Annotated in this window: 21 protein-coding genes; 18 read left to right on the forward strand and 3 right to left on the reverse strand. The window is 54.1% G+C overall.

Translation table 11 applies throughout. The features are described from left to right. The first annotated feature begins 92 nt into the window (after positions 1-92). Entirely contained in the window at positions 93-437 is a 345-nt protein-coding gene (locus AC1Z3F_RS02010; protein ID WP_131090023.1) for a DUF485 domain-containing protein, read from the forward strand. Further along, on the forward strand, positions 438-2,063 hold the full coding sequence (locus tag AC1Z3F_RS02015) for a solute symporter family protein (RefSeq protein WP_131090022.1): 1,626 nt from the start codon (positions 438-440) through the stop codon (positions 2,061-2,063). Positions 2,064-2,139: 76 nt separating this feature from the next. On the opposite strand, the gene AC1Z3F_RS02020 is transcribed toward AC1Z3F_RS02015, so the two are convergent. Next, on the reverse strand, positions 2,140-2,496 hold the full coding sequence (locus tag AC1Z3F_RS02020; RefSeq protein WP_315973714.1) for an Lrp/AsnC family transcriptional regulator: 357 nt from the start codon (positions 2,494-2,496) through the stop codon (positions 2,140-2,142). 268 nt (positions 2,497-2,764) lie between these two features. Here AC1Z3F_RS02020 and pdhA point away from each other — a divergent pair, with 268 nt between their 5' ends. The 11 genes from pdhA to AC1Z3F_RS02075 all read left to right on the forward strand — a co-directional run bounded on the left by pdhA (position 2,765) and on the right by AC1Z3F_RS02075 (position 18,453). Further along, a complete protein-coding gene (gene pdhA, locus AC1Z3F_RS02025) occupies positions 2,765-3,880 on the forward strand; it encodes a pyruvate dehydrogenase (acetyl-transferring) E1 component subunit alpha (protein ID WP_131090021.1) in 1,116 nt (371 codons plus the stop codon). A gap of 2 nt (positions 3,881-3,882) precedes the next feature. Continuing rightward, positions 3,883-4,884 (forward strand): alpha-ketoacid dehydrogenase subunit beta, encoded by a 1,002-nt coding sequence (locus AC1Z3F_RS02030; RefSeq protein ID WP_131090020.1) that lies wholly within the window; start codon positions 3,883-3,885, stop codon positions 4,882-4,884. Beyond that, positions 4,884-6,182 (forward strand): dihydrolipoamide acetyltransferase family protein, encoded by a 1,299-nt coding sequence (locus tag AC1Z3F_RS02035; RefSeq protein ID WP_131090019.1) that lies wholly within the window; start codon positions 4,884-4,886, stop codon positions 6,180-6,182. The genes AC1Z3F_RS02030 and AC1Z3F_RS02035 overlap by 1 nt, the downstream gene beginning before the upstream one ends. 196 nt (positions 6,183-6,378) lie before the next feature. Further along, positions 6,379-8,010 carry a peptide ABC transporter substrate-binding protein gene (locus AC1Z3F_RS02040; protein ID WP_131090018.1) on the forward strand — a complete coding sequence of 544 codons (1,632 nt, stop codon included), beginning with the start codon at positions 6,379-6,381 and terminating at the stop codon, positions 8,008-8,010. A gap of 189 nt (positions 8,011-8,199) precedes the next feature. Beyond that, entirely contained in the window at positions 8,200-9,126 is a 927-nt protein-coding gene (locus AC1Z3F_RS02045; protein ID WP_131090017.1) for an ABC transporter permease, read from the forward strand. After that, positions 9,119-10,141 carry an ABC transporter permease gene (locus AC1Z3F_RS02050; protein WP_131090016.1) on the forward strand — a complete coding sequence of 341 codons (1,023 nt, stop codon included), beginning with the start codon at positions 9,119-9,121 and terminating at the stop codon, positions 10,139-10,141. Before AC1Z3F_RS02045 ends, AC1Z3F_RS02050 begins: the two co-directional genes overlap by 8 nt. Positions 10,142-10,144: 3 nt before the next feature. Then, entirely contained in the window at positions 10,145-11,788 is a 1,644-nt protein-coding gene (locus tag AC1Z3F_RS02055) for an ABC transporter ATP-binding protein (RefSeq protein ID WP_131090015.1), read from the forward strand. Between the two features lie 438 nt (positions 11,789-12,226). Further along, complete coding sequence (locus AC1Z3F_RS02060; RefSeq protein ID WP_131090014.1) at positions 12,227-14,026, forward strand: ABC transporter family substrate-binding protein; 1,800 nt, start codon at positions 12,227-12,229, stop codon at positions 14,024-14,026. 139 nt (positions 14,027-14,165) lie between these two features. Further along, complete coding sequence (locus AC1Z3F_RS02065) at positions 14,166-15,683, forward strand: ABC transporter permease (RefSeq protein WP_131090013.1); 1,518 nt, start codon at positions 14,166-14,168, stop codon at positions 15,681-15,683. 17 nt (positions 15,684-15,700) lie between these two features. Beyond that, complete coding sequence (locus AC1Z3F_RS02070) at positions 15,701-16,759, forward strand: ABC transporter permease (RefSeq protein WP_131090012.1); 1,059 nt, start codon at positions 15,701-15,703, stop codon at positions 16,757-16,759. Then, positions 16,756-18,453 (forward strand): ABC transporter ATP-binding protein, encoded by a 1,698-nt coding sequence (locus AC1Z3F_RS02075; RefSeq protein WP_131090011.1) that lies wholly within the window; start codon positions 16,756-16,758, stop codon positions 18,451-18,453. Before AC1Z3F_RS02070 ends, AC1Z3F_RS02075 begins: the two co-directional genes overlap by 4 nt. 321 nt (positions 18,454-18,774) lie before the next feature. On the opposite strand, the gene AC1Z3F_RS02080 is transcribed toward AC1Z3F_RS02075, so the two are convergent. Beyond that, on the reverse strand, positions 18,775-19,236 hold the full coding sequence (locus AC1Z3F_RS02080; protein ID WP_131090010.1) for a GNAT family N-acetyltransferase: 462 nt from the start codon (positions 19,234-19,236) through the stop codon (positions 18,775-18,777). A 69-nt stretch (positions 19,237-19,305) separates the two neighbouring features. Further along, entirely contained in the window at positions 19,306-19,923 is a 618-nt protein-coding gene (locus AC1Z3F_RS02085; protein WP_242632570.1) for a TetR/AcrR family transcriptional regulator, read from the reverse strand. Positions 19,924-20,165: 242 nt separating this feature from the next. On the opposite strand from AC1Z3F_RS02085, the gene AC1Z3F_RS02090 reads away from it, so the two are divergent. The 5 genes from AC1Z3F_RS02090 to arfB all read left to right on the forward strand — a co-directional run bounded on the left by AC1Z3F_RS02090 (position 20,166) and on the right by arfB (position 24,820). Next, the gene (locus AC1Z3F_RS02090) at positions 20,166-21,320 is read left to right on the forward strand and encodes an acyl-CoA dehydrogenase family protein (RefSeq protein ID WP_131090008.1); all 1,155 of its coding nucleotides are present in this window, start codon (positions 20,166-20,168) and stop codon (positions 21,318-21,320) included. Between the two features lie 85 nt (positions 21,321-21,405). Next, a complete protein-coding gene (gene dxr, locus AC1Z3F_RS02095) occupies positions 21,406-22,620 on the forward strand; it encodes a 1-deoxy-D-xylulose-5-phosphate reductoisomerase (RefSeq protein ID WP_131090007.1) in 1,215 nt (404 codons plus the stop codon). After that, positions 22,617-23,966, forward strand: a complete 1,350-nt coding sequence (locus AC1Z3F_RS02100) for a M50 family metallopeptidase (protein WP_131090006.1) — start codon at positions 22,617-22,619, stop codon at positions 23,964-23,966. Before dxr ends, AC1Z3F_RS02100 begins: the two co-directional genes overlap by 4 nt. Positions 23,967-23,989: 23 nt before the next feature. Continuing rightward, the gene (locus AC1Z3F_RS02105) at positions 23,990-24,289 is read left to right on the forward strand and encodes a YciI family protein (RefSeq protein ID WP_483566490.1); all 300 of its coding nucleotides are present in this window, start codon (positions 23,990-23,992) and stop codon (positions 24,287-24,289) included. Between the two features lie 108 nt (positions 24,290-24,397). After that, positions 24,398-24,820, forward strand: coding sequence for an alternative ribosome rescue aminoacyl-tRNA hydrolase ArfB (gene arfB, locus AC1Z3F_RS02110; protein WP_131090004.1), 423 nt, complete (start codon positions 24,398-24,400; stop codon positions 24,818-24,820). The last annotated feature ends 12 nt before the right edge of the window (positions 24,821-24,832 follow it).

The following is a 24,832-nucleotide window of genomic DNA, read 5'->3' on the forward strand; positions in this document are numbered from 1 at the left end:
TAGTAGCGCGAGGAATCATCACTAATAGTGAATTGAGTCACACTTTCGATGTGAGCTCGCCCGCATCTCTAACTCGCTCAAGGAGGGCCTCAATGAGTGCCAACCCGGAACCCGACGTCACTGGCGACGTCGATTTCGTCAAGGAGAGTCAATCTGAGGAATTTCAGGAACTACGCAAAACTCACCGTAGCTTCGTATTCCCCATGGCGATCTTCTTCCTCGTCTGGTATTTCGCCTACGTACTGCTAGCTGACTATTTCCACGACTTCATGTCAATCAAGGTTTGGGGCAACGTCAACCTCGGCATTCTCCTTGGGCTCTTGCAGTTTGTTTCGACCTTCATCATCACGGCAGCCTATGTCAGCTACGCCAATAAGAAGATCGACCCGCAGGCCACGCGCATTCGCGAACGCCTAGAAGATAAAGGAGTGAAATAAATGCAGTCACTAACACTCCTTGCTCAAGGTGCGGCCGCATCAACCAAGGTGGGTAACCCACTGGTTAATATCGGCATCTTCATTGCCTTTGTTGGCATTACCTTGGTGATCGTTCTGCGAGCATCCAAAAACAACAAGACCGCCGCGGACTACTATGCCGGTGGCCGTTCCTTTACAGGAACGCAGAACGGTACAGCTATTGCCGGTGACTACCTCTCGGCGGCGTCCTTCTTGGGCATTGTCGGAGCCATCGCCATCAACGGCTACGACGGCTTCCTGTACTCCATTGGCTTCTTGGTCGCCTGGCTTGTCGCGCTGCTGCTCGTTGCCGAGCTGTTGCGAAACACCGGTAAGTTCACCATGGCGGACGTACTTTCCTTCCGCCTCAAGCAGCGTCCGGTTCGCATTGCTGCCGCAATCTCCACCCTGGCAGTTTGTGTGTTCTACCTGCTGGCACAGATGGCTGGCGCAGGCGCGCTGGTTTCGTTGCTGTTGGGTATTGATCAGAAGCTTGGTCAGTCACTGGTGATTGTCATCGTTGGTGCGCTGATGATTCTCTACGTACTGGTCGGTGGCATGAAGGGCACCACCTGGGTGCAGATCATCAAGGCCTGCCTGCTGATCGCTGGCGCGTTGATCATGACCGTCTGGACCCTGGCTAATTTCGGTTTCAACTTCTCGGAACTGCTGGGCAAGGCCGCCGAAGTGGCTGGCAACCCAGAGATCCTGAACCCGGGTATGCAGTATGGCAAGAGTGAAACTTCCAAGTTGGACTTCATCTCCTTGGCGTTGGCCCTGGTGCTTGGTACCGCTGGCCTTCCACACGTGCTGATGCGTTTCTACACCGTGCCAACCGCGAAGGAAGCACGTAAGTCGGTTGTCTGGGCCATCTGGTTGATTGGTGCTTTCTACCTGTTCACCCTGGTTCTTGGCTTTGGTGCCGGCGCACTGATTGGTCCAGACCGGATCAAGGCCGCCCCAGGTGGCGTGAACTCGGCAGCGCCGCTGCTGGCTTACGAACTGGGCGGAACGGTTCTGCTGGGTCTGATCTCGGCCGTCGCCTTCGCAACTATTCTGGCTGTGGTGGCAGGTTTGACCATTACTGCAGCTGCTTCCTTTGCTCACGACGTTTACGCTTCGGTGATCGCTAAGGGCAGGACTACCCCAGAGAAGGAAATGAAAGTAGCTCGACGAACCGTGCTAGTTATCGGCGTCTTTGCTATCGCTGGCGGTATCGGTGCTCAGGGGCAGAACGTGGCCTTCTTGGTAGCTTTGGCCTTCGCGGTCGCTGCCTCGGCTAACCTGCCAACCATCCTGTACTCGCTGTTCTGGAAGGGATTCAAAACCCGCGGCGCAGTTTGGTCTATGTACGGTGGTCTGGGTTCGGCCCTGTTGCTGATCATTTTCTCCCCGGTCTTCTCCGGGGCAGAAACCTCGATGATCCCAAGCATCGACATGTCCATCTTCCCGCTGGCTAACCCGGGCATCGTTTCCATTCCGTTGGCCTTCTTGCTGGGCTGGTTGGGATCGGTTACCGATAAGAGGATCGAGGATCCAACTAAGGCAGCTGAAATGGAAGTTCGTTCGCTGACCGGTGTGGGCGCTGAAAAGGCCGTCGATCACTAAACAAATAACACGTAGGTAAAACACAGTTCTGGGGATTAACCACCAATGGTTGATCCCCAGAACTTTTTGTGTGGTATCACTGGCTGCTGGTTTGCAGCGAATGTCGTAGCAGTGCGGTGGTTCGGTACGGGACCAGCTGCGCCATGGACAATGCTGAGTCAGCGCGATTGACCCCATCAATATGTAGTAGCTGGCCGTGGACCCTAAAAAGTTGTTCTGCATCCTTGGCTGCCACTCGTACCAAGATGTCGGCATTACCGGTGAGTCCGTGTGCTTCTAGCACTTCAGGGATGGTGGCTAACTTAGCGGTGATTTCCTCAAGATATCTCTGGTCCACATGTAATTCAATGAAGGAGAGTAGTCCGTAGCCCAATGCGGCCGGAGGGATGCGACGGTCCGGATTATCCAGGACTTCATTTTCAAGTCTGGTCATTCGAGTCTGCACCGTATTACGTCCGAGGTTCAAAGCCGTAGCGATGGCCGAACAGGTTCGTTTTTGGCAGTGGCTAGCGCCAGTAGGATTCGTCGATCTGTCATGTCCAAGAGGTGCATAATGAGCACGTTAGCACCGTAAAGGAAGGATAAATAGGGCGTTTTGCGCTAATTTTCCGCTGAACATTGTGCGTCTTGCGTTACGTGAGTAGCATCACATTTAGCGGGGTTCGACCAGGAATCTCGCCAACGACTACGTGAAAGTAAGGATGCCGATCGTGTCCACACAGCACATGGACGTAGCCGCCGGATGCCTACCAACGCATCAGCTGCTGAACGTCGACGGGAAACGAATTCCGGACGAAGAACTAGACCACCACCTCAAGGACCTCAAAGAAGCGGACCTTGCCGATTTCTTGCGCGACATGGTGGTGCTGCGACGGATGGACAATGAGGCCACCGCCCTGCAACGCCAAGGTCAACTGGGCCTGTGGGCTCCGTTGCTCGGCCAAGAAGCCGCACAAATTGGTTCGGTGCGCGCCACCGAAGACGACGACTTTATCTTTCCCTCGTACCGCGAACACGGAGTCGCGTGGGCTAGGGGAGTGAAAGCAGAAGACCTACTAAGCGTTTGGCGCGGAGCCCAAGCCAGTGGCTGGGATCCGAACGAAGTAAATATTGCTTGCCAACAGATTGTCATAGGTTCCCAGGCGCTACACGCTGCTGGGTACGGGATGGGCATCAAGTTTGATGGCGGCAAGCAAGTTTCCGTGGCTTACTTTGGCGATGGCGCCACCAGTCAGGGTGACGTTAATGAGGCGATGATTTTTGCGGCCAGCTACCAGGCGCCGGTCCTCTTCTTCTGCCAGAACAACCAATGGGCCATCTCAGAGCCCGTCGCCTTACAAAGCCGTACCCAGATTGCTGACCGTGCCCATGGCTTCGGGCTAAAAACCTGGCGGGTGGACGGCAATGACATTCTGGCCGTGTATGCGGCAACAAAGGCGGCTCTGGCCCACGCCCGACATGGACTTGGTCCAACGTTCATTGAGGCTGTTACCTACCGAATGGGTTCTCACACCACCGCTGATGATCCAACTCGATACCGTAAAACCGAGCAGCTTGAAGAGTGGAAAGCCAAGGATCCTATCGATCGCTTGGTGAAGTACCTGCATGAAATGGGTGCAGATGTTCAGTCTTATGAGCAGCGTGCGCAGAACGCCGCCGATGACATGGCAGCTCAGTTACGTGCCGCAATCACCACCATGGAAGATCCAAAGGTCCAAGAGCTGTTCTCCAATGTTTATGCAGAGAAGCATGAACCGACGCAGCGGGCAGCTAAAGAATATTTGGATTATCTTGGTGACTTTTCAGGTGGTGAATAATCATGGCAACAACTATGCTCAAAGCGCTAAATAAGTCGCTACACGATGCGCTCAGCGAAGATGAAAAAGTTATCTTGCTCGGTGAAGACATCGGAACCTTGGGGGGCGTTTTTCGTGTCACCGATGGGCTAAAGTCCGAATTTGGTGAGCACCGAGTGGTCGACACTCCGCTGGCCGAATCAGGAATTGTCGGAACTGCCATTGGTCTGGCCTACCGTGGCTACCGCCCGGTGGTGGAGATCCAATTTGATGGCTTCACTTACCCGGCTTTTGACCAGTTGGTTTCGCAGCTGGCTAAGCTGCATTACCGTTCACGCGGACGGGTGAAAATGCCGGTCACTGTCCGTATTCCTTACGGTGGTGGCATCGGATCTCCGGAGCACCACTCGGAATCACCGGAAGCGTACTTTGCTCACACCGCGGGACTGCGAGTATTTGCACCTTCCAGTGTGGAGGATGCCTACACAATGCTACGCCAGGCCATCACTTGCGATGACCCGGTGATCTTCTTTGAACCTAAACGCCGCTATCACGAAAAGTCTGACGCTGAACTCATTGAGCCAGAGCCGGATTCTTCACCTAAGGCAAGAGTGGTTCGAGAAGGAAATGACGTGACGATGGTCGGCTATGGGCCAACCACCTATACCTTGATCGATGCTGCCCTAGCGGCCGAGGACGAAGGTACCAGCCTAGAAGTCATTGATCTGCGCAGTTTAGATCCGTTGGATTTCGACACCATCGCTCAGTCGGTCCAGCGCACCGGAAAGCTGGTTGTGGTTCACGAGGCCAGTCGGACCGCGGGGTTGGGTGCCGAGATTTGTGCCGAGATCACCGAGCGTTGTTTTGATTACTTGGAGCACGCGCCCTTGCGTGTGACCGGATTTGACGTTCCCTATCCACCCTCGCGACTAGAGAGCCATCATTTGCCGGATCTAGACCGAGTGCTACACGCGGTAGATGCGGTCATGGCCCACCACGAAGCCACCGAAGGAGCTGCCCAGTGATGAGCAATCAAACTTTTAAACTGCCAGATCTGGGAGAGGGTCTGACTGAATCCGAGGTCTTGAACTGGAAGATCAAGGTCGGCGAGCAAGTGAGCCTAAATCAGGTCATTGCCGAGGTGGAAACCGCTAAAGCAGTGGTGGAGTTGCCTTCACCGTTTGCCGGAGTGGTCCAACAGATTCATGCGTCCCAAGGAGAAGTTGTTCAAGTCGGTGGCCCGCTAGTGACTTTTGGCGACGAAGCACCAGCTAAGGATTCACCGCAACAACAATCACCACAAGATGCTTCCGGAGCCGAACGCACCCCGACTCTTGTGGGTTATGGTGCCCCCGCTGCTACCGGTGCTCGACCGCAACGCAAAACCCGTAACTCTCGGCAGGCAACTTCTGTTGTGGTGGATCATGGGAGTAATCAGCGCACCGTTACTCGTTGTACACCCCCGGTGCGAAAGCTTGCCCGTGATCACGGGGTCGATATTTCGGTGCTTGCTGGAAGCGGCGAAGATGGGCTGGTGCTTCGGCGTGATGTTCAACAGGCCATTGATGCTTCTGGCTCGGTCAGTGATTCTTCGGTTGCTCAACCGAAGGTGGACGCGCACGCGGGGGATAGGCACGTAAAAATCACCGCAGTGCGTAGAGCTACCGCTAAGGCCATGGTGAGTTCTGCCTTCACTGCTCCGCATGCCACGGAGTTCCTGACCATTGATGTCACCGAATCGTTGGCTTTGGTTGAACATATGCGGGCCCACCGGTTGACGAAAGACGTCAAACTCAACATCACTACGCTCACTGCCTTGGTTGTCACTCGCTTGCTAGGGACCTATCGGGCATTGAACTCAACGTGGGACGAACAAGCTGATGAAATCGTTGAATTCGGATCGGTAAATCTTGGCATGGCTGTCGCCAGTGACCGCGGCCTGTTGGTGCCGGTAATCAAGGAGGCTCAGGCGATGCCGCTGGTTCAATTGGCTACCGGGCTGAGTGAGCTCATCGATCAAGGTCGGTCCGGAACATTGTCTCCGGCTCAACTTTCTGGTGGCACCTTCTCCATTACCAACGTTGGAGTGTTCGGCGTTGACGCTGGAACACCAATTCTTCCCCCAGGGCAGGCTGGAATTTTGGCATTAGGCCAAGTGAAGCGTCGGCCTTGGGAATACCAAGACGAAGTAGCGCTTCGCCATACCATGACTTTGGCTTTGTCCTTTGATCACAGGGTGGTTGACGGCAAGGAAGCAAGCGAGTTCCTCGCAGGTGTCGGATCAGTTTTACATGACCCCGGAATGATGAACATTTTTATTTGACATTCAAGTTATGTTGACCCGGACAGAATATCTTTGACGGAATGACTAAACCGATTTCAAGCATTGCTTTCATGAATATTCATTGGTTGTTTCGCAATTTTTGATGTAATCTCATTCACTACGTGCTACAGCTCACGCTTGCGCGCACGGCTCTGCGAAATGCAGAAGCAGCAACCTTATGTTGAGGAGAAATAGGATGCGATACTCGCACGCATCTAAGGCTGTCGTTCTTTCAGCAGCCTTGGCACTGACCCTGTCGGCTTGTGGAGGCGGTTCAAGTGACACCGCCAGCGGTGATGGGGACGGTTCATACGTCGTCACCGCTAACACCACAGAGCCGCAGAACGGTCTTCTACCTGCCAATACCAACGAAGTTGGTGGCGGTCGTGTCATGGACCTGCTCTTCACGGGCTTGGTCAGCTATGACGCAAAGGGTGCCCCTGTCAATGAACTCGCTGAGTCCATTGAGTCCAAGGACTCCCAGAACTACACCATCAAGATCAAGTCTGGCCAGACCTTCTCTGACGGCTCTCCAGTAACTGCTGCTTCGTTCGTGGATGCTTGGAACTTCGGTGCCGCAGCCAAGAACGCTCAGCTGAACTCCTACTTCTTCGAGTCCATCAAGGGCTACGACAAGGTAAGTGCTGAGAAGTCCAAGGAAGACAAGATGGAAGGTCTGAAGGTAGTTGATGACACTACCTTCACCGTCAAGCTTTCCCAGCCTGAATCTGACTTCCCACTGCGTCTGGGCTACACCGCCTTCATGCCGTTGCCAGAAGCAGCATTCAAGGATCCAAAGGCCTTCGGCGAAAAGCCAGTCGGCAACGGTCCATACAAGCTGACCGAATGGAACCACGACGTCAACCTGAAGATGGACATCAACGAGAAGTATGACGGTCCTCGCAAGGCTGCAAACGGTGGCATTGATTTCAAGGTCTACCAGTCCACTGACTCGGCCTACTCGGATCTGCAGTCCAACAACTTGGACGTACTGGATCAGATTCCTCCAGGACAGCTCGCTTCCTACCAGGATGACCTGGGTGAAAACTCAGTCAACTCGCCATACGCAGGTAACGCAACCATCACCATCCCAAGCTACCTTGATCACTTCAAGGAAGATGAAGAAGGTAAGCTGCGTCGTGCCGCGATCTCCAAGGCAATTGACCGTCAGCTGATCATCGACAAGGTCTACCAGGGTGGCAAGTCCATCGCTAAGGACTTCACCGCGCCTGTGCTTGAAGGCTACAGCGATGATCTGCCAGGCAGCGACGTGCTGGAATTCAACGGTGACGAAGCCAAGAAGCTTTGGGCTGAAGCCGACAAGATCAGCAAGTGGGATGCAGACAAGGAATTCAGCGTTGGCTACAACGTTGACGGTGCCGGTAACAAGGAATTTGTTGAAGCTGTAGTCAACCAGCTCAAGAACAACCTTGGTATCAAGGCAACCGCCCAGTCCTTCAGCTCCTTCAAGGAACTGCGCGCCAAGGTAACGACCTACGACATGTCCGGTAGCTTCCGCACCGGCTGGCAGGCCGACTACCCATCGCTCTACAACTTCCTCGGCCCACTATTTGGTACCGATGCAGGCTCGAACGATGGCAAGTACTCCAGCAAGGAATTCGACGAGAAGCTCTCTGAGGGCTTGGCGGCGACTGACCCAGCTGAGGGTGCAAAGATCTTCAACGAGTCCCAGGAAATCCTGTTCAAGGATATGCCTGTCATCCCACTGTGGTACCAAGCAGTTCAGGGTGGATGGAGCACTAATGTTTCCAACGTTGAGTTCGGTTGGAACGGTGTTCCAATCTACAACGAAATCACTGGTAAGTAAGTAATTTCAGCTTTCGGACTGGTCAAGTCTGAAATTCGCTGAAATGCATGTCAAGGGAGACCCGGATATTCATGGGTCTCCCTTTGGCGTGTTGATCTGCCTCCCAAAAATAAACGTCGCGCTAATTAGCGACGGAAAGAGGGAAATAATGGCCAAGTGCCCTCCGGCATCTCGAGGTGAGATGCACGCATGTTAAGTTTCATGCTGAAAAGAATCGCGCAGCTGATTCCGGTCTTCATCGGAGCAACCTTGCTCGTGTACTTCTTGGTATTTGCCACACCTGGCAACCCGATTGATGCACTATCCGGTGGCAAGCCGATGTCTGATGCGACTCGCGCTGCGCTGGAAGCCCAGTACAACTTGGACAAGCCTTTCTGGGTTCAGTACGGGTTGTACTTGAAGAATTTGGTGACCTTCGACCTCGGAACCTCGTTCTCAGGCCAGGAAGTTTCCGCCCTCTTGGGCCGTGCTTTCCCTGTGACCGCACGCCTGGCAATTCTTGCCCTGCTGATTGAAAGCGTCTTCGGCATCATTTTCGGTGTTATCGCAGGTATGCGTAAAGGCAAGTGGTTCGACTCGACCATCTTGGTTGCCTCACTGATCGTGATCGCTGTGCCAACCTTCGTTTTGGGTTTCGTGCTTCAGTTTGTTGTCGGCGTGAAACTTGATTTGGTAAAACCAACGGTTTCCGGTGCCGCGACATGGGGAGAGCTATTCCTCCCAGCACTAGTGCTCGGCCTGGTATCGCTAGCCTACGTAGTTCGATTGACTCGTACCTCGGTAATCGAGAACAAGAGCGCCGACTTCGTACGTACCGCAACCGCCAAGGGCTTGAGCCGTCGACGCGTTATTACAGTACACATCCTGCGTAACTCGTTGATCCCAGTGGTTACCTTCTTGGGAGCCGACTTGGGTTCACTGATGGGTGGCGCGATTGTCACCGAGGGCATCTTTAATGTCCCCGGTGTTGGACACTTGCTCTACCAAGCAATCCAAAAGGGTGAAACGCCGACCGTCGTTGCGGTCGTCGGTGTTTTGGTGATCGTCTTTGTCGTCGCCAACCTAGTTGTGGATATGCTTTACGCACTGCTTGACCCAAGGATCCGTTATGCCTGAGAACCAAAACTTTAATCCGGAAGACGGCCTGCAAATTAGCACGCCTCGCGCCGGCAAGGTTTCTAAGTACAAGATCGAGCACTTTGTTGCTCCGCTAGAGGAAACTCCGTTACAGGCAGTTGACTCGGTAAAGGAAACCGGCAAGCCGCTGTCCATGTGGGCCGAAGCTTGGCGTTCATTGCGCAAGCAACCGCTGTTTATCATTTCAGCGATCCTGATCCTTGCAGTCATTGTGGTCGCGGCATTCCCGCACTTGTTCACCTCGATTGACCCCAACGGTCAAAACGCTTGTCAGCTTGAAAACTCCAATGAGCCTGGGCGTCCGGGCCACTTCATGGGCTTCAACCTGCAGGGTTGTGACGTTTACGCGCGAGTTATTTACGGAACGCGTGCTTCGCTGCTTGTTGGTGTCTTCACCACACTCATCGTTGTCATCGTCGGCGGTGCACTCGGTGCCCTTGCCGGATTCTACGGTGGATGGATCGACGCCATCTTGGCTCGTCTGGGCGATATCTTCTTCGCTCTGCCACTGATCCTTGGTGCAATCATCGTTATGCAGCTTCCTGCATTCCGCGAACATCGCAGTGTGTGGACGGTTATCGTTACGCTAGCAATCTTCGGTTGGCCACAGCTGGCTCGAATCACTCGTGGTGCAGTTATCGAAGCGCGAGATGCTGACTATGTGAAAGCTTCACGCGCACTTGGCCTGTCGAGGTTTAAGTCGTTGGTCAAGCACGTGCTGCCGAACTCGCTGGCTCCAATTATTGTTGTCGCCACCGTGAACTTGGGTGTGTACATCGTGGCTGAAGCGACGCTGTCCTTCTTGGGTGTCGGTTTGCCGGGCGAAGTAATGAGCTGGGGTAACGACATTTCCCTGGCACAGCAGCAACTTCGTAGCAACCCAATGATGTTGATGTGGCCAGCACTGTTCCTTTCCGTGACAGTTTTGAGCTTCATCATGCTCGGTGACGCAGTGCGTGACGCACTGGATCCCAAGGCCCGGAAGGGAGCCTAGAATATGACTGAAACTGCAACACCTAAGCCGTTGCTGGAAATCAAGGACTTGGCGATTACCTTCTCCACCCCTGATGGACCAGTACACGCGGTACGCGATGCAAACTTCACGGTGATGCCAGGCGAGACCGTGGCCATCGTGGGCGAATCCGGTTCCGGTAAATCCACTTCAGCACTTGCTGCCATCGGTCTATTGGCCGGCAATGGTTCTGTCTCCTCGGGTCAGATTCTCTTTGACGGCGAAGACATTTCGCATGCCAGTGAAAAGCGATTTGTTGAACTGCGCGGAAATCACATTGGCATGGTTCCACAGGATCCAATGTCCAACCTGAACCCTGTGTGGAAAATTGGTTTCCAGGTCAAGGAAACGCTGAAGGCCAACGGTCTGGCGGGGGATAACCCCAAGCAGCGTGTAACCCAGATTCTGGCTGATGCTGGCTTGCCTAACCCAGAGGCTCGTGCAGGACAGTACCCTCACGAATTCTCCGGTGGTATGCGCCAGCGTGCGCTGATTGCTATCGGTCTGGCTTGCCGTCCGCGTTTGCTGATCGCTGATGAGCCAACCAGTGCGCTGGACGTTACCGTTCAGCAGCAGATCTTGGATCACCTAGACACGATGACCAGTGAACTGGGCACCGCGGTTCTGCTGATCACTCACGATCTTGGTTTGGCCGCAGAGCGTGCTGAAAAAGTTGTCGTGATGTACAAGGGCCAGGTCGTTGAGTACGGCCCTGCTCTGGACATCCTGCGCAACCCACAGCACCCTTACACCAAGCGTCTTATCAGCTCAGCTCCTTCCTTGTCCGCACAGCGTGGCGACAAGCACGAAGCTATCGTTGACGAGATTGTGCCGGGTAAGGCTGAACCGCTGCTGAAGATCAGCAACCTGACCAAGGTCTTCGACATCCGCAAGGGCTTCGGGCGCAAGGAAAAGTTCACCGCGGTGGACAACGTTTCCTTCGAAATCCCCAAGGGCACCACAACTGCCGTGGTGGGCGAGTCCGGTTCGGGCAAGTCCACGATTGCGCAAATGGTGCTCAACTTGCTCGATAAGACCAGCGGTGAGATCACCTTTGATGGTGAGCAGATTGGTAACTTGAGCGAGAAGAAATTGTTCAAGTACCGCCGCCGTGTACAGCCGATCTTCCAGGATCCTTACGGATCTTTGGACCCGATGTACTCGATCTTCCGAACCATCGAAGAGCCATTGCGAATCCACGGAATCGGCAATGCGGCTTCTCGACAGAAGAAGGTTGAAGAACTGCTTGATCAGGTCTCGATGCCGGCTTCGACCATGCACCGATTCCCGAATGAACTCTCCGGCGGTCAGCGACAGCGTATTGCTATCGCCCGCGCACTGGCTTTGCAGCCAGAGATGATCGTTTGTGATGAGGCAGTGTCTGCGTTGGACGTTCTGGTTCAGGCGCAGGTTCTGGACCTTCTTGATGAGCTGCAGCGAGAAATGGGATTGACCTACTTGTTCATTACCCACGACTTGGCTGTCGTCCGTCAGATTGCCGACAACGTTTGCGTTATGGAACGAGGAAAGATCGTTGAGCAGGGAACTGCCGACCAGATCTTCGCCGCTCCTAAAAGCCAGTACACCCGCAACCTGTTGGGTGCTATTCCAGGTGCATCGCTGATCTAATTGGCGTCACCTACAGCCAGAAGGGCCGTTGAAACCGAAAGGTTTCAACGGCCCTTCTGGCTTAACCAAAGGACCACACTTCGTCATATTCAACGAATATTTCAGATTTTTTCAACCTGAAGCAAACGTTGCAAAACTGTTATAAAACCATCCGTGAAACATACTGGTAACACGGTTGTTCTGATTGGTTTTTCTCAATGTGAAAGAAACCCTTGAAATCTCGCGGATGTGGCGTAGGTCGCTTGTACTGATGCGTAACAAGCGCGTTGCGAATCGGTCGCAGGAACGTGGCGTCGGGGGAGATGTGAAGCGAATCTTTCTCTATCCAAGCCAGAAAATTCAGGTTAGTGTATTGCTCAATGGATTGATCATGTGATTTGGTCCACAACGAATCGCACCGATTCACAACTCGTATCATCACGAATTCAAGGAGGCGAAATGCGGATTCAACGCGTTTCGAAAGCAGTAGCAGTAGGCGCTGCTCTAGCCCTAGCACTGTCGGCTTGTGCACCAGGCGGCGGCGACGCTACTAGCGATGCCAGCAAGAGTCCTGGCTCGAATGGTGGAGTCGAGGCCGAGAACTCGGGCCTCGCGGACTTGGGTGACGTCACCACCAAAGATGATGAAATCAAGACCACTATTGGCGCTCCTGAATTCATTAGCTACAACGGCTACACCCCGCAGACTTACTCCACCTACAACTCGGGCATCACTGACCGTTTGTTCGCTGGTTTCTACTACATGGGTACTGACGGCAAGGTCTACCCAAACACCGACCTCGGCTCCTACGAGAAGGTCAGCGATGATCCACTGACCATCAAGTACACCATCAATGACAACGCGAAGTGGTCCGATGGCACTCCGATCACCACTGCTGACGCAGTGATGGCTTGGGCGATGCAGAACCTGAACCTCAACACCGGTTCAAAGGACAAGCCACTCTTCTCCTCGGTTTCGACCGACCTCGGTGACACTGTTCCTAAGGGTCCTGAAGGGGCCGCGGACAGCAAGGAATTCACCGTAACCTTCAAGAACCCAGATCCGGACTGGCAGATTCAGACCTGGATGATGCATCCAGCTCACGTCGTTGCCAAGAAGGGTGGCCTGAGCACCGAAGAATTCGTGAAGGCTGTGCGTGACGGCGATTCCAAGAAACTTGAGAAAGCAGCCAAGTTCTGGAACGAAGGCTGGATGACCAAGCCAGGCACATTGCCTGATGAGGCAGATATGCCAGTATCCGGTCCATACAAGTTGGGCTCTTGGAAGGCCGGCGAGTCGGTCACCTTGACTGCCAATGAGAACTACTACGGTACCCCGGCAGCCACCAAGAACCTGACCTTCCGCTTCTTGGCAGACACCGGCATGGTCCAGGCTCTGCAGAACAAAGATGTTGACGTCATCGCTCCTCAGCCAACGGTAGATACCTTGGCGCAGTTGGAGGGACTGGGCAGTGCAGTCAACATCCAAAAGGGTGACACTCTAACTTGGGAGCACTTGGACTTCAACTTTGCCAAGGGCAATGAAATGACCAACTTGGAACTGCGTAAGGCATTCGCAATGTGCGTTCCTCGTCAGGAAATCGTTGACAACTTGATCAAGCCGCTGAACCCAGAGGCTCAGGTCATGAATGCACGCGAAGTCTTCCCATTCCAGGAAAACTACCAAGAGACTGTGGACGCTGCTTACGATGGCCGTTATGACCAGGTAGACATTGAAGGCGCCAAGAAGATCTTGGAATCTGAGGACGCTGTAGGAACCAAGATTCGCATCGGTTACTCGGCCCCTAACGAACGCCGCACCAACGAGGTCGCAGCGATCAAGTCTTCCTGTGACAAGGCTGGATTCAAGGTCGAAGATGCAGGCGATGCTAAATTCTTCGCACCAGGCGGAACCCAGGAACGCGGTGACTACGAAGTAGCACTGTTCGCTTGGGCTGGTTCGGGCCAGATTACTTCCGGTCAGAACATCTACGCAACGGGCAAGCCACAGAACTACGGCAAGTACTCAAACCCAGAGGTGGATAAAGCTTGGACCACGCTTGCAACCTCCTTGGACCCTGCAGTTCACGCTGAACAGACCAAGAAGATTGAAAAGCTGTTGTGGGATGACCTCTACGGAATCCCAGTATTCGCCCACCCTGGCCTGAGCGCTTCGGGTTCAGATGTCCAGAACGTCCGACACACAGCCACGCAGGGTGGCATTGTTTGGAACGCTGAACAGTGGTCCCGCGCTGAGTAAGCCGCAACGGCATACCAACAGCAAACACCAACTGTGAGCGCCCGCGGGGTCCGATCGATATCGGGCCCCGCGGTGCGTCAACCATCAGCACCGGATGGCGTCAACGCAAATAGGTGAATAGAAAGAGGACATTAGAACCGTGTTGAAGTTCATTCTCAAGAGATTAGGTTCCGCCGTAGGCGTGCTGTTCGGAGCTTCCCTGTTGCTCTACGTGCTGGTAATCAACGCCGGCGATCCGTTGGCCGACCTGCGTGAGAGCAACGCAGAAAATCGCGAATACCTGATGCAACAGCGCTCCGATTATTTGAACCTTGATCAGCCTTGGTACCTGAGGTACATTTCCTGGCTAGGAGGGGTCGGCAAATGCGTTGTCGGCTCGTGCGATCTAGGCAGAAATATCAACGGCGTTGAAGTCAGCGGGCTTTTGGCCAATGCAGCATCTTCGACTTTGCGCTTGGTACTTTTGGCGACATTCATCGCTGCGATTCTTGGTATCGCGATCGGCGTGATTACGGCCGTTCGTCAGTACTCTGGACTTGACTACATCATCACGTTCTTGACCTTCCTATTCTTCTCTTTGCCAGTATTCTGGGCTGCCGTTCTGCTCAAGGAGTACATGGCAATTGGCTACAACAACTGGTTGGAAAACCCTGAAATATCTTTGGGTAGAAGTATCCTCATTGGTGTCGTTGTTGGCTTGATCTTGCAGATGCTCTTGGCCGGTTCGCTCAAACGGCGCGGAGTGACTTTTCTAATCACCGCCATCTTCGTTCCATTGCTCCTGCAATACAGTGTTTGGTTGAACTTCTACCGCTATCCGCAAATGGGTCCAGCGATCATTGTGATCCTCACCCTGCTTCTTGCGCTCTCTGCAACCGCAATGACCGGTGGTCTAAAAGAGAAGAAAATTCTTTACCCGGCTTTGGTCACCGTTGCTCTCGTAGCAGCTCTGTACTACGCAACCTTCTGGCTACTCAAAGATGCGAATACCTGGATCTTGATTATGGGCGCGATTCTGGCCGTGGCTGTCCCGGGAGTAATCGGCAAGTTCATGGGTGGACGCCTTTCCAAAACTGCTGCCGGCGTATCCATGCTGGTTGGTTTTGTCGGCGCTACCCTTACCGTCGTGGATCATATTTTCCGCGCATGGCCTGGATTCCTTGAGCTGAAAGGACGTCCGATCGGAACTATCGGATCTTCCACGGCCAACCTTGGTGGCGGGTACTGGGATTCCTTCCTAGACAATGCAACTCAGCTTTTGTTGCCAACGATCGTGCTAGCGATCATTTCATTGGCGAGTTATTCCAGGTACACCCGTTCGTCGATGCTTGAAGTACAGCAGCAGGATTACATCCGTACCGCGCGTTCCAAGGGATTGAGCGAACGAACCGTAATTTTCCGCCACGCATTCCGCAACGCACTGATCCCGATTGCCACTATCGCGGCCTTCGACTTTGCAGGCCTCATTGGTGGTGCGGTAGTTACCGAGACGGTCTTTGGCTGGAAGGGAATGGGCGATATGTTCAGCACCGGCCTACACGCCGTCGACCCTGCACCAGTGATGGCATTCTTCCTAGTTACGGGTACCGCTGCGGTCCTCTTCAATCTCCTCGCCGACATAGTTTACGCGCTGCTTGATCCGCGGATCCGGGTCTAAGGAAATAAGGACTACCGATGAGTAATATAAACGACAAGACTCCAGAGAACCTCACCTCAATTGCTGAGGTGGAGGACGCGAAGCTTGCTGCTTCGACCGAACAATCGAAGAGCCAATCGCGGATCATTTTTGAGCGATTCCTCAAACATAAGCCAGCCATGATCTCCGCAGTGACGCTGGTGCTAATCACCGTAATCGCCTTTACCTCCATTGGTATCGGCCCGATTCCCGGCTGGTGGAAACAGAGCTACCTAGATGCTGGTTCCGTGATCAATGGCGGTAAGCCATCATTGTCGCTATTGCCAACATGGCTGGGCGGTTCGGGAATTCGGATTGGCGATCATCCTTTCGGCCAGGACTCGGTCGGCAAAGACTATTTTGCTTTGGTCATGAACGGCACCCAGAAATCAATCATTATCGGCCTTGTGGTCGGGCTCGTTGCCACTTTCCTTGGCGCAGTTATCGGAGCTGTGGCCGGATACTTCCGCGGGTGGGTTGATGAAGTGCTTATGCGCATCACCGACCTCTTCATCGTGATTCCACTGTTGGTTCTGGCCGCTGTTTTGGGCCAAATGGCAGGCCACGGCTCAGGGTCGATCATCACCCTAGCGCTCGTACTGGGCTTGGTCACTTGGACCGGACTCGCTCGACTTGTTCGTGGTGAGATCCTCAGCCTTCGCGAACGCGAATACGTCGCGGCGGCACAAGCCATGGGCTCAAAAACCAGCCGTGTGATCGCAAAACACTTGCTACCAAATACCGTCGGTGTGATCGTTGTGAACGCGACCTTCGCCATCGCTGGCGCCATTTTGCTCGAATCGTCGCTGTCCTTCCTTGGGTTTGGCGTACAGCCACCGGAGTCGTCACTTGGACTGCTCATTAGCCAGTACCAAAATGCCTTCGTGACCCGTCCATGGCTGTTCTGGTGGCCTGGCATGATCATCGTGGTGATCGCACTAGCCGTCAACTTCCTCGGGGACGGAATGCGAGATGCTTTTGACCCACGCCAAACCGGTAAGAAACGCCGTCGCCGTGCCGGACTATTTGCTATGCCAACCCGCAAGGACAAGCCATGAGCCATGCAGCGCCAATAAACGAACAGGACTCAAGCGGATACGCACTGAGTTTTAAAGACCTCAACGTCACCTTTGAGACCTCCGGATCAGACGTTCATGCAGTTAAGGGATTGTCGCTGACGGTTCGTCCAGGACGGGTCGTCGCATTAGTCGGTGAATCTGGTTCTGGTAAGTCGGTTACCTCAACGGCTGCGATGGGTTTGCTACCTAGTAACGCAATCGTTGAAGGTTCGGCCAAGGTCGGTACCGTCAATGTGGTCGGCTTAGAAGAAAGCAAGCTCCGCAAGATGCGGGCCACCGACATCGCCATGGTATTCCAGGAACCAATGACGGCGCTGAACCCGGTGCTCACCATTGAACGCCAGCTCACCGAAGCACTGGAACTGCACGACATTGCCTATGGCAAGGAAGCAACCGACAGAGCCATTGAGCTGCTGCGTTTGGTCGGCATTCCTGAACCTGAAAAGCGCGTCAAGCAATACCCACACCAGTTCTCCGGTGGACAGCGCCAGCGCATCGTGATCGCCATGGCCATCTCTTGTGATCCGAAGGTGATCATCGCGGATGAGCCAACCACCGCACTGGACGTAACCGTGCAGGCCGAAATCTTGGATCTGCTACGCGAACTCAAGGACCGTCTGAATACCGGTATCTTGCTCATTACCCACAACATGGGTGTGGTGGCAGATATGGCTGATGAAGTCGCCGTGATGTTCCAAGGAAACTTGGTTGAGACCGGTTCAGTTGATCAAGTTTTGCTACATCCGCAGCATGAGTATACGCAGCGTTTGCTGGCGGCAGTGCCGCGACTGTCGGCTCCGATTGATATCGCTGAGCATGCTCCACACAGTACCGCTACGGCTCCTCCGGGTCGTGAACTGGTATTGGAAGCCAAAGATCTTGTTCTCGAATATGACATGCGTGGAACTATTTTCCGTGCCGTGGAAAACGTGAGCTTTGATATTGCCAAGGGCGAAGTCTTGGGCATTGTGGGGGAGTCCGGATCAGGTAAGTCGACCATCGCTAAGGCAGTGCTCGGTTTGCTACCAGTGGCCGAAGGAACCCTGTCGGTCAAGGGGCACAACCTTCCGAAGCTTTCACCAAAGGAAGCTCGTGCGGTTCGCAAATCGATCGGTGTGATCTTCCAGGATCCGGCTGCCTCGCTGAACCCTCGTTTCCCAATTGGCGATTGCATCACCGAGCCGATGGTAGTTCACAAGGTAGGCACCAAAGCTTCTCGTATTAAGCGAGCGCAGGAACTACTCGATGCGGTAAAGCTTCCACGCAACGTGATCAACCGTTACCCTCATGAGCTCTCCGGTGGACAGCGTCAGCGTATATGTATTGCTCGCGCGCTGACTCTGAATCCTGAACTGCTGATCGCTGATGAGCCAACCAGTGCACTGGACGTTTCCGTTCAGGCCCTGGTACTCGAAATGCTTCAGGACTTGCAGCGCGACTTCAACTTCGCTTGCCTCTTTGTCAGCCACGACTTGGCCGTGGTGGACATGCTTGCCGACGCGGTAGTTGTTATGCAGTCCGGTAAGGCCGTGGAACAAGGCATGGTCAACACCGTGCTGCACTCGCCAACTCACGACTACACCAAGCGCCTCTTGGCTGCCGCGCCTGTGCCTGATCCGCATGCTCAGGCAGAACGTCGCGAAGCGTGGCGTTTGCTGAACAACGCACGATAGGTAGTACCAGAAAAACCACTCAAGGAGCCGGAGAACATCTGGCTCCTTGAGTGGTATTCGAGTACCGAAGGTCCGACGCAACGCTAACGGCGCTGTGCGTGTCCATTTATCATCGGCGCCTTCAGAGGCTTGGATAAAAGGGCGGATGCCTTAGAAGACCGTGACCCGCCCACATCAAGAGCGTTGTGCAAGGCACGCAAAGATATAGACCGAGGCAAAGGGGACTACGATCCTCGGTTCTGATTGATGGTGAATAGATGAGGAGCTGGCCCTAGTGGGCCAGCTCCTCATCTATTAAACGGCTATTTTTGGACTGTAGTTTTAGTCCAGCTGCATAACGTTTTCGGTGACAACCTCGGCACGAGCGTTCGAGAAGATCTGCTCAGTGCCAACGGTCTTAAAGCCGCGGCGCTCAAGTACCTTGATGGATCCCAGATTGTCCTGAACCACGTGTGCGGTCAGTGGACGCTTGGTGTACTCAGCGAGGAAGGCATCCACCGCGCTGGTGGTGATTCCCTTGCCCCAGTACTTAGTGGAAGTCCAGAAATTGATTTCTGGAGTTTCGCCGTCAAATACCAAGATTGACCCGACGACGTCACCGTCGTCTTCAATGGTGCGTACTAGAACACTTGGATCATTCAAGATCGAGTTCCAGTGGTGGTCGAATACCGCGCGGTCGGCTGGATTACGCGCCTGATAAGCGGCCATGAGGTTCGCCTCGGGTTCTTGCTGGTGAGCAAAGAATGCGTCCAAGTCGGAAGGGCGGACTTCACGTAGCTGCACGATAAAGGCCTTTCAATCGGGTAGGTCAGCATGCCGTTTTCGGAACGCTGCGGAACATTGGCTTGGGAACTACACTACCGGGGATGTGAGCGCAGCGAGAGCCATATTAGACAAAAGTGGCTTAAGACCAGACTTTTTAGTTCTCGGAGAGTGAGCTGAGTGGGCTGTCGAGTTTAACAGTCCAAATACGGCATGGGCCCGGAAGCGGTGAGATTGCTTGGAACCAGTCGGATGCAGCTTGGCAAGTTCATTGGTCCATAACGCGATATACGAGTTTTGGAGCTTGCGCACCAAGGCTAATTCCGCCGCGGGCAAGGATTTCAGATCGCGGTCTTGAACCTGAAGAATGTCCGGGCGAGACAGCGAAAAATCGGTGTGGAAATCAACTAGGCGGGAGAGCACTTCCAAGGCTGTGCCGCCAGCTTCGCAGGCCTTTTGTCCGCCGTCGTAGATGTCCTTTGACATGTCTACCAAGAGCGCAATTAATACGGCTTGTTTTCCCGCGAAATGACGGTAAACCGCCGGGCCTGAGATCCCGCAGGCAGCACCGAGATCTTCTAGAGAGACTCCTGCGTAACCGTGCTGGGCAAACAGTCTGGTGGCTTCGCGCAGTAGGGCTTCTCGTCGCTCGGCCTTGGCGCGTTCGCGGTCAGTTGGTTCATTGAGGGCTTGATATCTGCTCGCCATCACCATCATCTCCTTACGACTGCTACGCCGAACTCTGGACAAGTGTGACGCGTGCCACTACTGTCAAAAATGAAGCTGTTTACCGACCAGTAGGCGGCAATCAGTTAACAAGTATTAACCATACGCGTCGCGCAGTGTGCTTCCAAGACATATGCTCGCTGATCGCAACAAACGATCATCACTGGGCTCGTCAAACATTCTGCGTATCGCGTGCGTTAGTTCCTCAACGAAGAGAGAGTCTGATGATCAACCTCGAACTCGATGACCAGTACCAAGACCTGGTAGACATGGTCCGCGAATTTGCCCAAGAAGTCGTTGCTCCACAGAGCGCTGAAAACGACGCCAATCATGCTTTCCCTTATGACGTTGTTAAACAAATGGGACAAATGGGGCTTTTTGGATTACCGATTTCTGAAGAGTTCGGTGGCTCTGGTGGAGATTACTTCCATCTGGCTTTGGCACTCGAAGAACTGGGCAAGGTTGACCAATCGGTGGCCATTACTTTAGAGGCTGGAGTCTCTTTAGGGGCTATGCCCATATATCGGTTCGGCAACAAAGAGCAGAAGCAACGTTGGCTTGAACCACTTGCCACCGGACAGCGTCTTGCAGGGTTCGGACTCACTGAACCGGGCGCAGGCTCTGACGCCTCGGCGGCGCTAACCAAAGCATCACTGGAAAATGGTCAATGGGTTATCAACGGGGCCAAAGAATTTATTACCAACTCCGGAACTGAGATCACCTCTCACGTCACGGCCACGGCAGTAACCGGGGTGGATGAGGCAACAGGTAGAAAAGAAATTTCTGCAATTATCGTGCCCACCGGAACCGAAGGATTTACTGTAGAGAAGGCCTACGACAAAGTTGGTTGGCGCGCCAGCGACACCCACCCACTGAGTTTCAATGACGCACGTGTCCCAGAAGAAAACCTCTTGGGCGGACGAGGACGCGGCTATGCCTACTTCTTGGAAATCCTGGATGAGGGGCGCATCGCTATTGCCGCCCTTGCTACTGGGGCGGCGCAAGGATGTTTGGACGAGGCAGTGAAATACGCCAAGACCCGAACAACCTTTGGTACCGCTATCGGCAAGAATCAAGGCATTTCGTTCATGATTGCTCGGATGGCATCCCGAGCACACACCGCGCGACTGGCCTACTACGCGGCCGCAGCCAAGATGCTGGCCGGAAAAGACTTCAAGATCGAAGCTGCTCACGCCAAACTTATTGCTAGCGAGGCTGCCATGGATAACGCGCGCGATGCGACCCAGATCTTTGGAGGATACGGGTTCATGAATGAATCCCTCGTCGCACGGCACTACCGCGATTCCAAGATTTTGGAGATCGGCGAAGGCACCACGCAAGTACAGCAAATGCTCATTGCTCGCAGTCTGGGCCTGTAGTCCCTAGACCGGCAGAGCGCTGCACGTTAAACACAACGTGTGGCGCTCTTTGGGCGCTCACAGTTAAACGAACCATAATGGTTGAGTGAGCTCCCAAAAAACTTTCGTACCAACCGGGCATCCTCGCCGGGTCAGCTTGATCGGTTCTACCGGTTCCATCGGCACTCAAGGTCTAGACGTCATTAGTAAGGCGCCAGAAAACTTCTCTGTGGCAGCCTTGTCCGGTGGCTACAATTTGGATCTGCTAGCCCAGCAAGCGGTGAAGTTCCGCCCGGCAATTGTCGGCTGTGCGTCGGAATCAACCGATGATCTTGCCTCCGCGATCAAGCGGGCTGCTGCTGATGCTTCGGTTACCGGCTATGAACCAGAACTGGTGGCCGGAGAAGGTGCGGCGACCACCATTGCTGGGTTCAACGAAGCCGACGTGGTGCTCAACGGCATCACTGGAGCTATCGGCTTAGCGCCAACGATTGCGGCTTTGGAAGCTGGCCACTTACTGGCCCTGGCGAATAAAGAGTCGCTGATTATCGGTGGCCAAGTAGTCAAGCAAATTGCTGCCCCGGGCCAGATATCGCCAGTTGATTCTGAGCACTCGGCGCTGGCGCAAGCTTTGCGTTCGGGTACTCCTGACGAAGTTGCAAAGTTATTGGTCACCGCATCTGGTGGACCATTCTTTGGCTACACCTATGACCAATTGCGTGACGTGACTCCGGCCCAGGCGTTGGCTCACCCCACCTGGGACATGGGTCGCATGGTGACCACTAACTCGGCGACCATGGTCAATAAGGCGCTGGAAGTCATCGAAGCTCACCTGCTCTTTGATGTTCCACTGGAGAAAATCGAGCCAGTGGTACACCGCCAGTCAATCATTCACTCCATGGTGGAGTTCATTGACGGATCGGTGATTGCGCAAGCCTCGCCACCAGACATGCGCCTGCCTATTGCTCTGGGCATCAACTGGCCACACCGCGTTACCGGGGCCGCCACACCATGCGATTTCTCCAAGGCGGCTAGCTGGACCTTTGAGCCCCTGGACGAAGACGTATTCTTCGCGGTGAAACTTGCTAAGCAAGCCGCCGCGGCCTCGGGAACTCACATGGCCGTTTACAACGCAGCAAACGAAGTTGCCGTTGATGCATTCCATGAAGGACAAATTCAGTTCACCGACATCGTTGAGACCATTGAGTGCGTCCTAGATAACTACACGCCAATCAACGCTGAGCTCAGCGTTGAAACCGTTCTTGAAACCGACCGTTGGGCCCGTGCCCATGCAACGAAGATCGTGGGATCCAAAGCATGAGCGTCATCCTGTTCATAGGAGGCATCCTCTTTATGGTCGTGGCCGTTGGCCTGTCCATTGCGCTACACGAAATCGGTCACCTTGTTCCTGCGAAACTTTTCAAACTGCGTGTACCGCAGTACATGATTGGCTTCGGCAAAACTCTGATCTCGTTCAAACGTGGCGAGACTCAGTATGGGATCAAGGCCCTGCCTTTGGGTGGCTATATTTCCATGGTGGGCATGTACCCACCACGAGCCAAAACAGTTGAGGGGCAGCCGGAGAAAAAACCGAACCTGTTCCAAAAGGTTTTCGGCCAGATGGTTGACGACGCTCGCTCACAAGCGAATGAAAATGTGTTGCCCAGCGACGAAGGTCGCCTGTTCTACCAGTTGCCGGTCTACAAGCGGGTAATCATCATGCTTGGTGGGCCACTGATGAACCTGATCATTGGTTTTGTGGTCATTGCCATCGTGCTCACCAGCTTCGGCCAAGCAACTCCCAGCACCACCGTTTCCGAGGTTTACCAGTGCATTTCCACCGCGCAGGATGCGGATCAAAAGCAGTGCACCGATAAGGATGAGCAGGCGCCGGCCTATGCCGCGGGGCTCCGACCTGGTGACACCATTACCGCCGTCAACGGCAATGCCGTCAAAGAAGGCGAATGGTACGAGCTCACCGACGTCATTAGAGACAACCCGGGAAAGTCGATTACGTTGGACTACCAGCGTGATGGCAGTAGCCACTCCACCACGATGACGCCGTATCTGACTGACCGTCCTGCCACCGATGAAAACGGCTATGCGCTCACAGATGATCAGGGCCAGACCATCATGACCAAGGTTGGATTTGTCGGAATGAGTTCCTTACAAAAGGACATGACAAAGCCATTGAGCTCGGTGCCAGGAGTGATTGGTAATCAGCTTCTGACCATCGGAGACGTAATCCTGCATTTGCCTCAGCGCATGGTTGATGTGGCTCAGGCTGCCTTTGGTAGTAGCGAGCGAGATCCGAATGGGCCGGTCTCTATTGTTGGCGTCGGTCGGATCGCCGGAGAAATCAGTGCAGAAGACTCCATTTCCGTGGGGGACAAGTTCGCGACCCTGCTGTCCTTGGTCGGGGGACTGAACCTTGCATTATTCGCATTCAACCTCATTCCACTCTTGCCCTTGGACGGTGGTCACGTAGTTGGCGCGCTTTACGATGGCATCAAACGGCTCTTTGCTCGGATCTTCAAACTGAAAAACGTGAAGCCGGTGGACACAGTCAAGCTCCTGCCACTGACCTACGTTGTCGTAGTAGCCATGCTGGTTATGGGCGGCCTCTTAATATATGCAGATATTTTTAAGCCAATACAACTGTTCTAGGCGACAAGAATTAAGGTGTAGTTATGACTGTTTATGCTGTTGAATACGTGTACGCCCAAGACTCCGATGAACTACGAAACGAACACCGCCCGGCACACCGTGAGTACCTGTGCGATTTTCTTGTTGAAGGACCGGTTCGAGTTCTCGTTTCGGGTCCGACTCCGGTCAATAATGGTGCGTTGTTGATCTTTGCTGCCGAGTCCGAAGAGGGCTTGAATGAGTTCCTTGCCAATGACCCCTTTGCCAAGGTCGGCGCGATTGCAAAGACGACCGTCACCGAGTGGAATCCAGTTATCGGGCTATTGCAGGAATTCGCTTCCTAAATTATTGGTAGGCTAAGCCCTCGCGCTCCAGAAACTGGAGGGCGAGGGCATCAGCATTTAAGTAGCTATTGAGAAGTCATCTGGGACCGACCGGGAGAGGAGTCAACGATGGATCTGCATGTCAACGATTCGCTAGTCATACCGGACTCCGAGCTTTCGTGGAATTTCAGCCGTTCTTCGGGTCCCGGTGGCCAGCACGTTAATACTTCCGACTCTCGGGCTGAGCTTTCGTGGGTGATCGGCGCCTCGCGAGTACTTTCGCCCTGGCAACGTGAGCGGCTCCTGCAGAAATTGGCATCGCGGCTCGTTTCTGGCGCCGTGGTAGTTCGTGCCTCCGAGGAACGTTCCCAATGGCGTAATCGACAGATTGCTATGGACAAGCTTGCTCTGCTTGTTTCGAAAGCCTTGGCGCCGGATGCTCCAACCCGCAAGGCGACCAAGCCAACCCGCGGTTCGCAGCGACGCAGACTGAATGCAAAATCCAACCGCTCGGTCACTAAGCAACTACGGCAAAAGCCAGGGCGAGATTGATGTGTCTAAGGG

It is taken from the genome of Glutamicibacter sp. MOO4 (assembly GCF_056934395.1).

What these genes read in the sequence shown, in the direction of transcription:
- AC1Z3F_RS02010 (WP_131090023.1), top strand. Translation starts at nt 93, where the DNA reads ATGAGTGCCAACCCGGAACCCGACGTCACTGGCGACGTCGATTTCGTC.
- AC1Z3F_RS02015 (WP_131090022.1), top strand. Translation starts at nt 438, where the DNA reads ATGCAGTCACTAACACTCCTTGCTCAAGGTGCGGCCGCATCAACCAAG.
- AC1Z3F_RS02020 (WP_315973714.1), bottom strand. Translation starts at nt 2,496, where the DNA reads ATGACCAGACTTGAAAATGAAGTCCTGGATAATCCGGACCGTCGCATC.
- pdhA (WP_131090021.1), top strand. Translation starts at nt 2,765, where the DNA reads ATGCCGATCGTGTCCACACAGCACATGGACGTAGCCGCCGGATGCCTA.
- AC1Z3F_RS02030 (WP_131090020.1), top strand. Translation starts at nt 3,883, where the DNA reads ATGGCAACAACTATGCTCAAAGCGCTAAATAAGTCGCTACACGATGCG.
- AC1Z3F_RS02035 (WP_131090019.1), top strand. Translation starts at nt 4,884, where the DNA reads ATGAGCAATCAAACTTTTAAACTGCCAGATCTGGGAGAGGGTCTGACT.
- AC1Z3F_RS02040 (WP_131090018.1), top strand. Translation starts at nt 6,379, where the DNA reads ATGCGATACTCGCACGCATCTAAGGCTGTCGTTCTTTCAGCAGCCTTG.
- AC1Z3F_RS02045 (WP_131090017.1), top strand. Translation starts at nt 8,200, where the DNA reads ATGTTAAGTTTCATGCTGAAAAGAATCGCGCAGCTGATTCCGGTCTTC.
- AC1Z3F_RS02050 (WP_131090016.1), top strand. Translation starts at nt 9,119, where the DNA reads ATGCCTGAGAACCAAAACTTTAATCCGGAAGACGGCCTGCAAATTAGC.
- AC1Z3F_RS02055 (WP_131090015.1), top strand. Translation starts at nt 10,145, where the DNA reads ATGACTGAAACTGCAACACCTAAGCCGTTGCTGGAAATCAAGGACTTG.
- AC1Z3F_RS02060 (WP_131090014.1), top strand. Translation starts at nt 12,227, where the DNA reads ATGCGGATTCAACGCGTTTCGAAAGCAGTAGCAGTAGGCGCTGCTCTA.
- AC1Z3F_RS02070 (WP_131090012.1), top strand. Translation starts at nt 15,701, where the DNA reads ATGAGTAATATAAACGACAAGACTCCAGAGAACCTCACCTCAATTGCT.
- AC1Z3F_RS02075 (WP_131090011.1), top strand. Translation starts at nt 16,756, where the DNA reads ATGAGCCATGCAGCGCCAATAAACGAACAGGACTCAAGCGGATACGCA.
- AC1Z3F_RS02085 (WP_242632570.1), bottom strand. Translation starts at nt 19,923, where the DNA reads ATGGCGAGCAGATATCAAGCCCTCAATGAACCAACTGACCGCGAACGC.
- AC1Z3F_RS02090 (WP_131090008.1), top strand. Translation starts at nt 20,166, where the DNA reads ATGATCAACCTCGAACTCGATGACCAGTACCAAGACCTGGTAGACATG.
- AC1Z3F_RS02100 (WP_131090006.1), top strand. Translation starts at nt 22,617, where the DNA reads ATGAGCGTCATCCTGTTCATAGGAGGCATCCTCTTTATGGTCGTGGCC.
- AC1Z3F_RS02105 (WP_483566490.1), top strand. Translation starts at nt 23,990, where the DNA reads ATGACTGTTTATGCTGTTGAATACGTGTACGCCCAAGACTCCGATGAA.
- arfB (WP_131090004.1), top strand. Translation starts at nt 24,398, where the DNA reads ATGGATCTGCATGTCAACGATTCGCTAGTCATACCGGACTCCGAGCTT.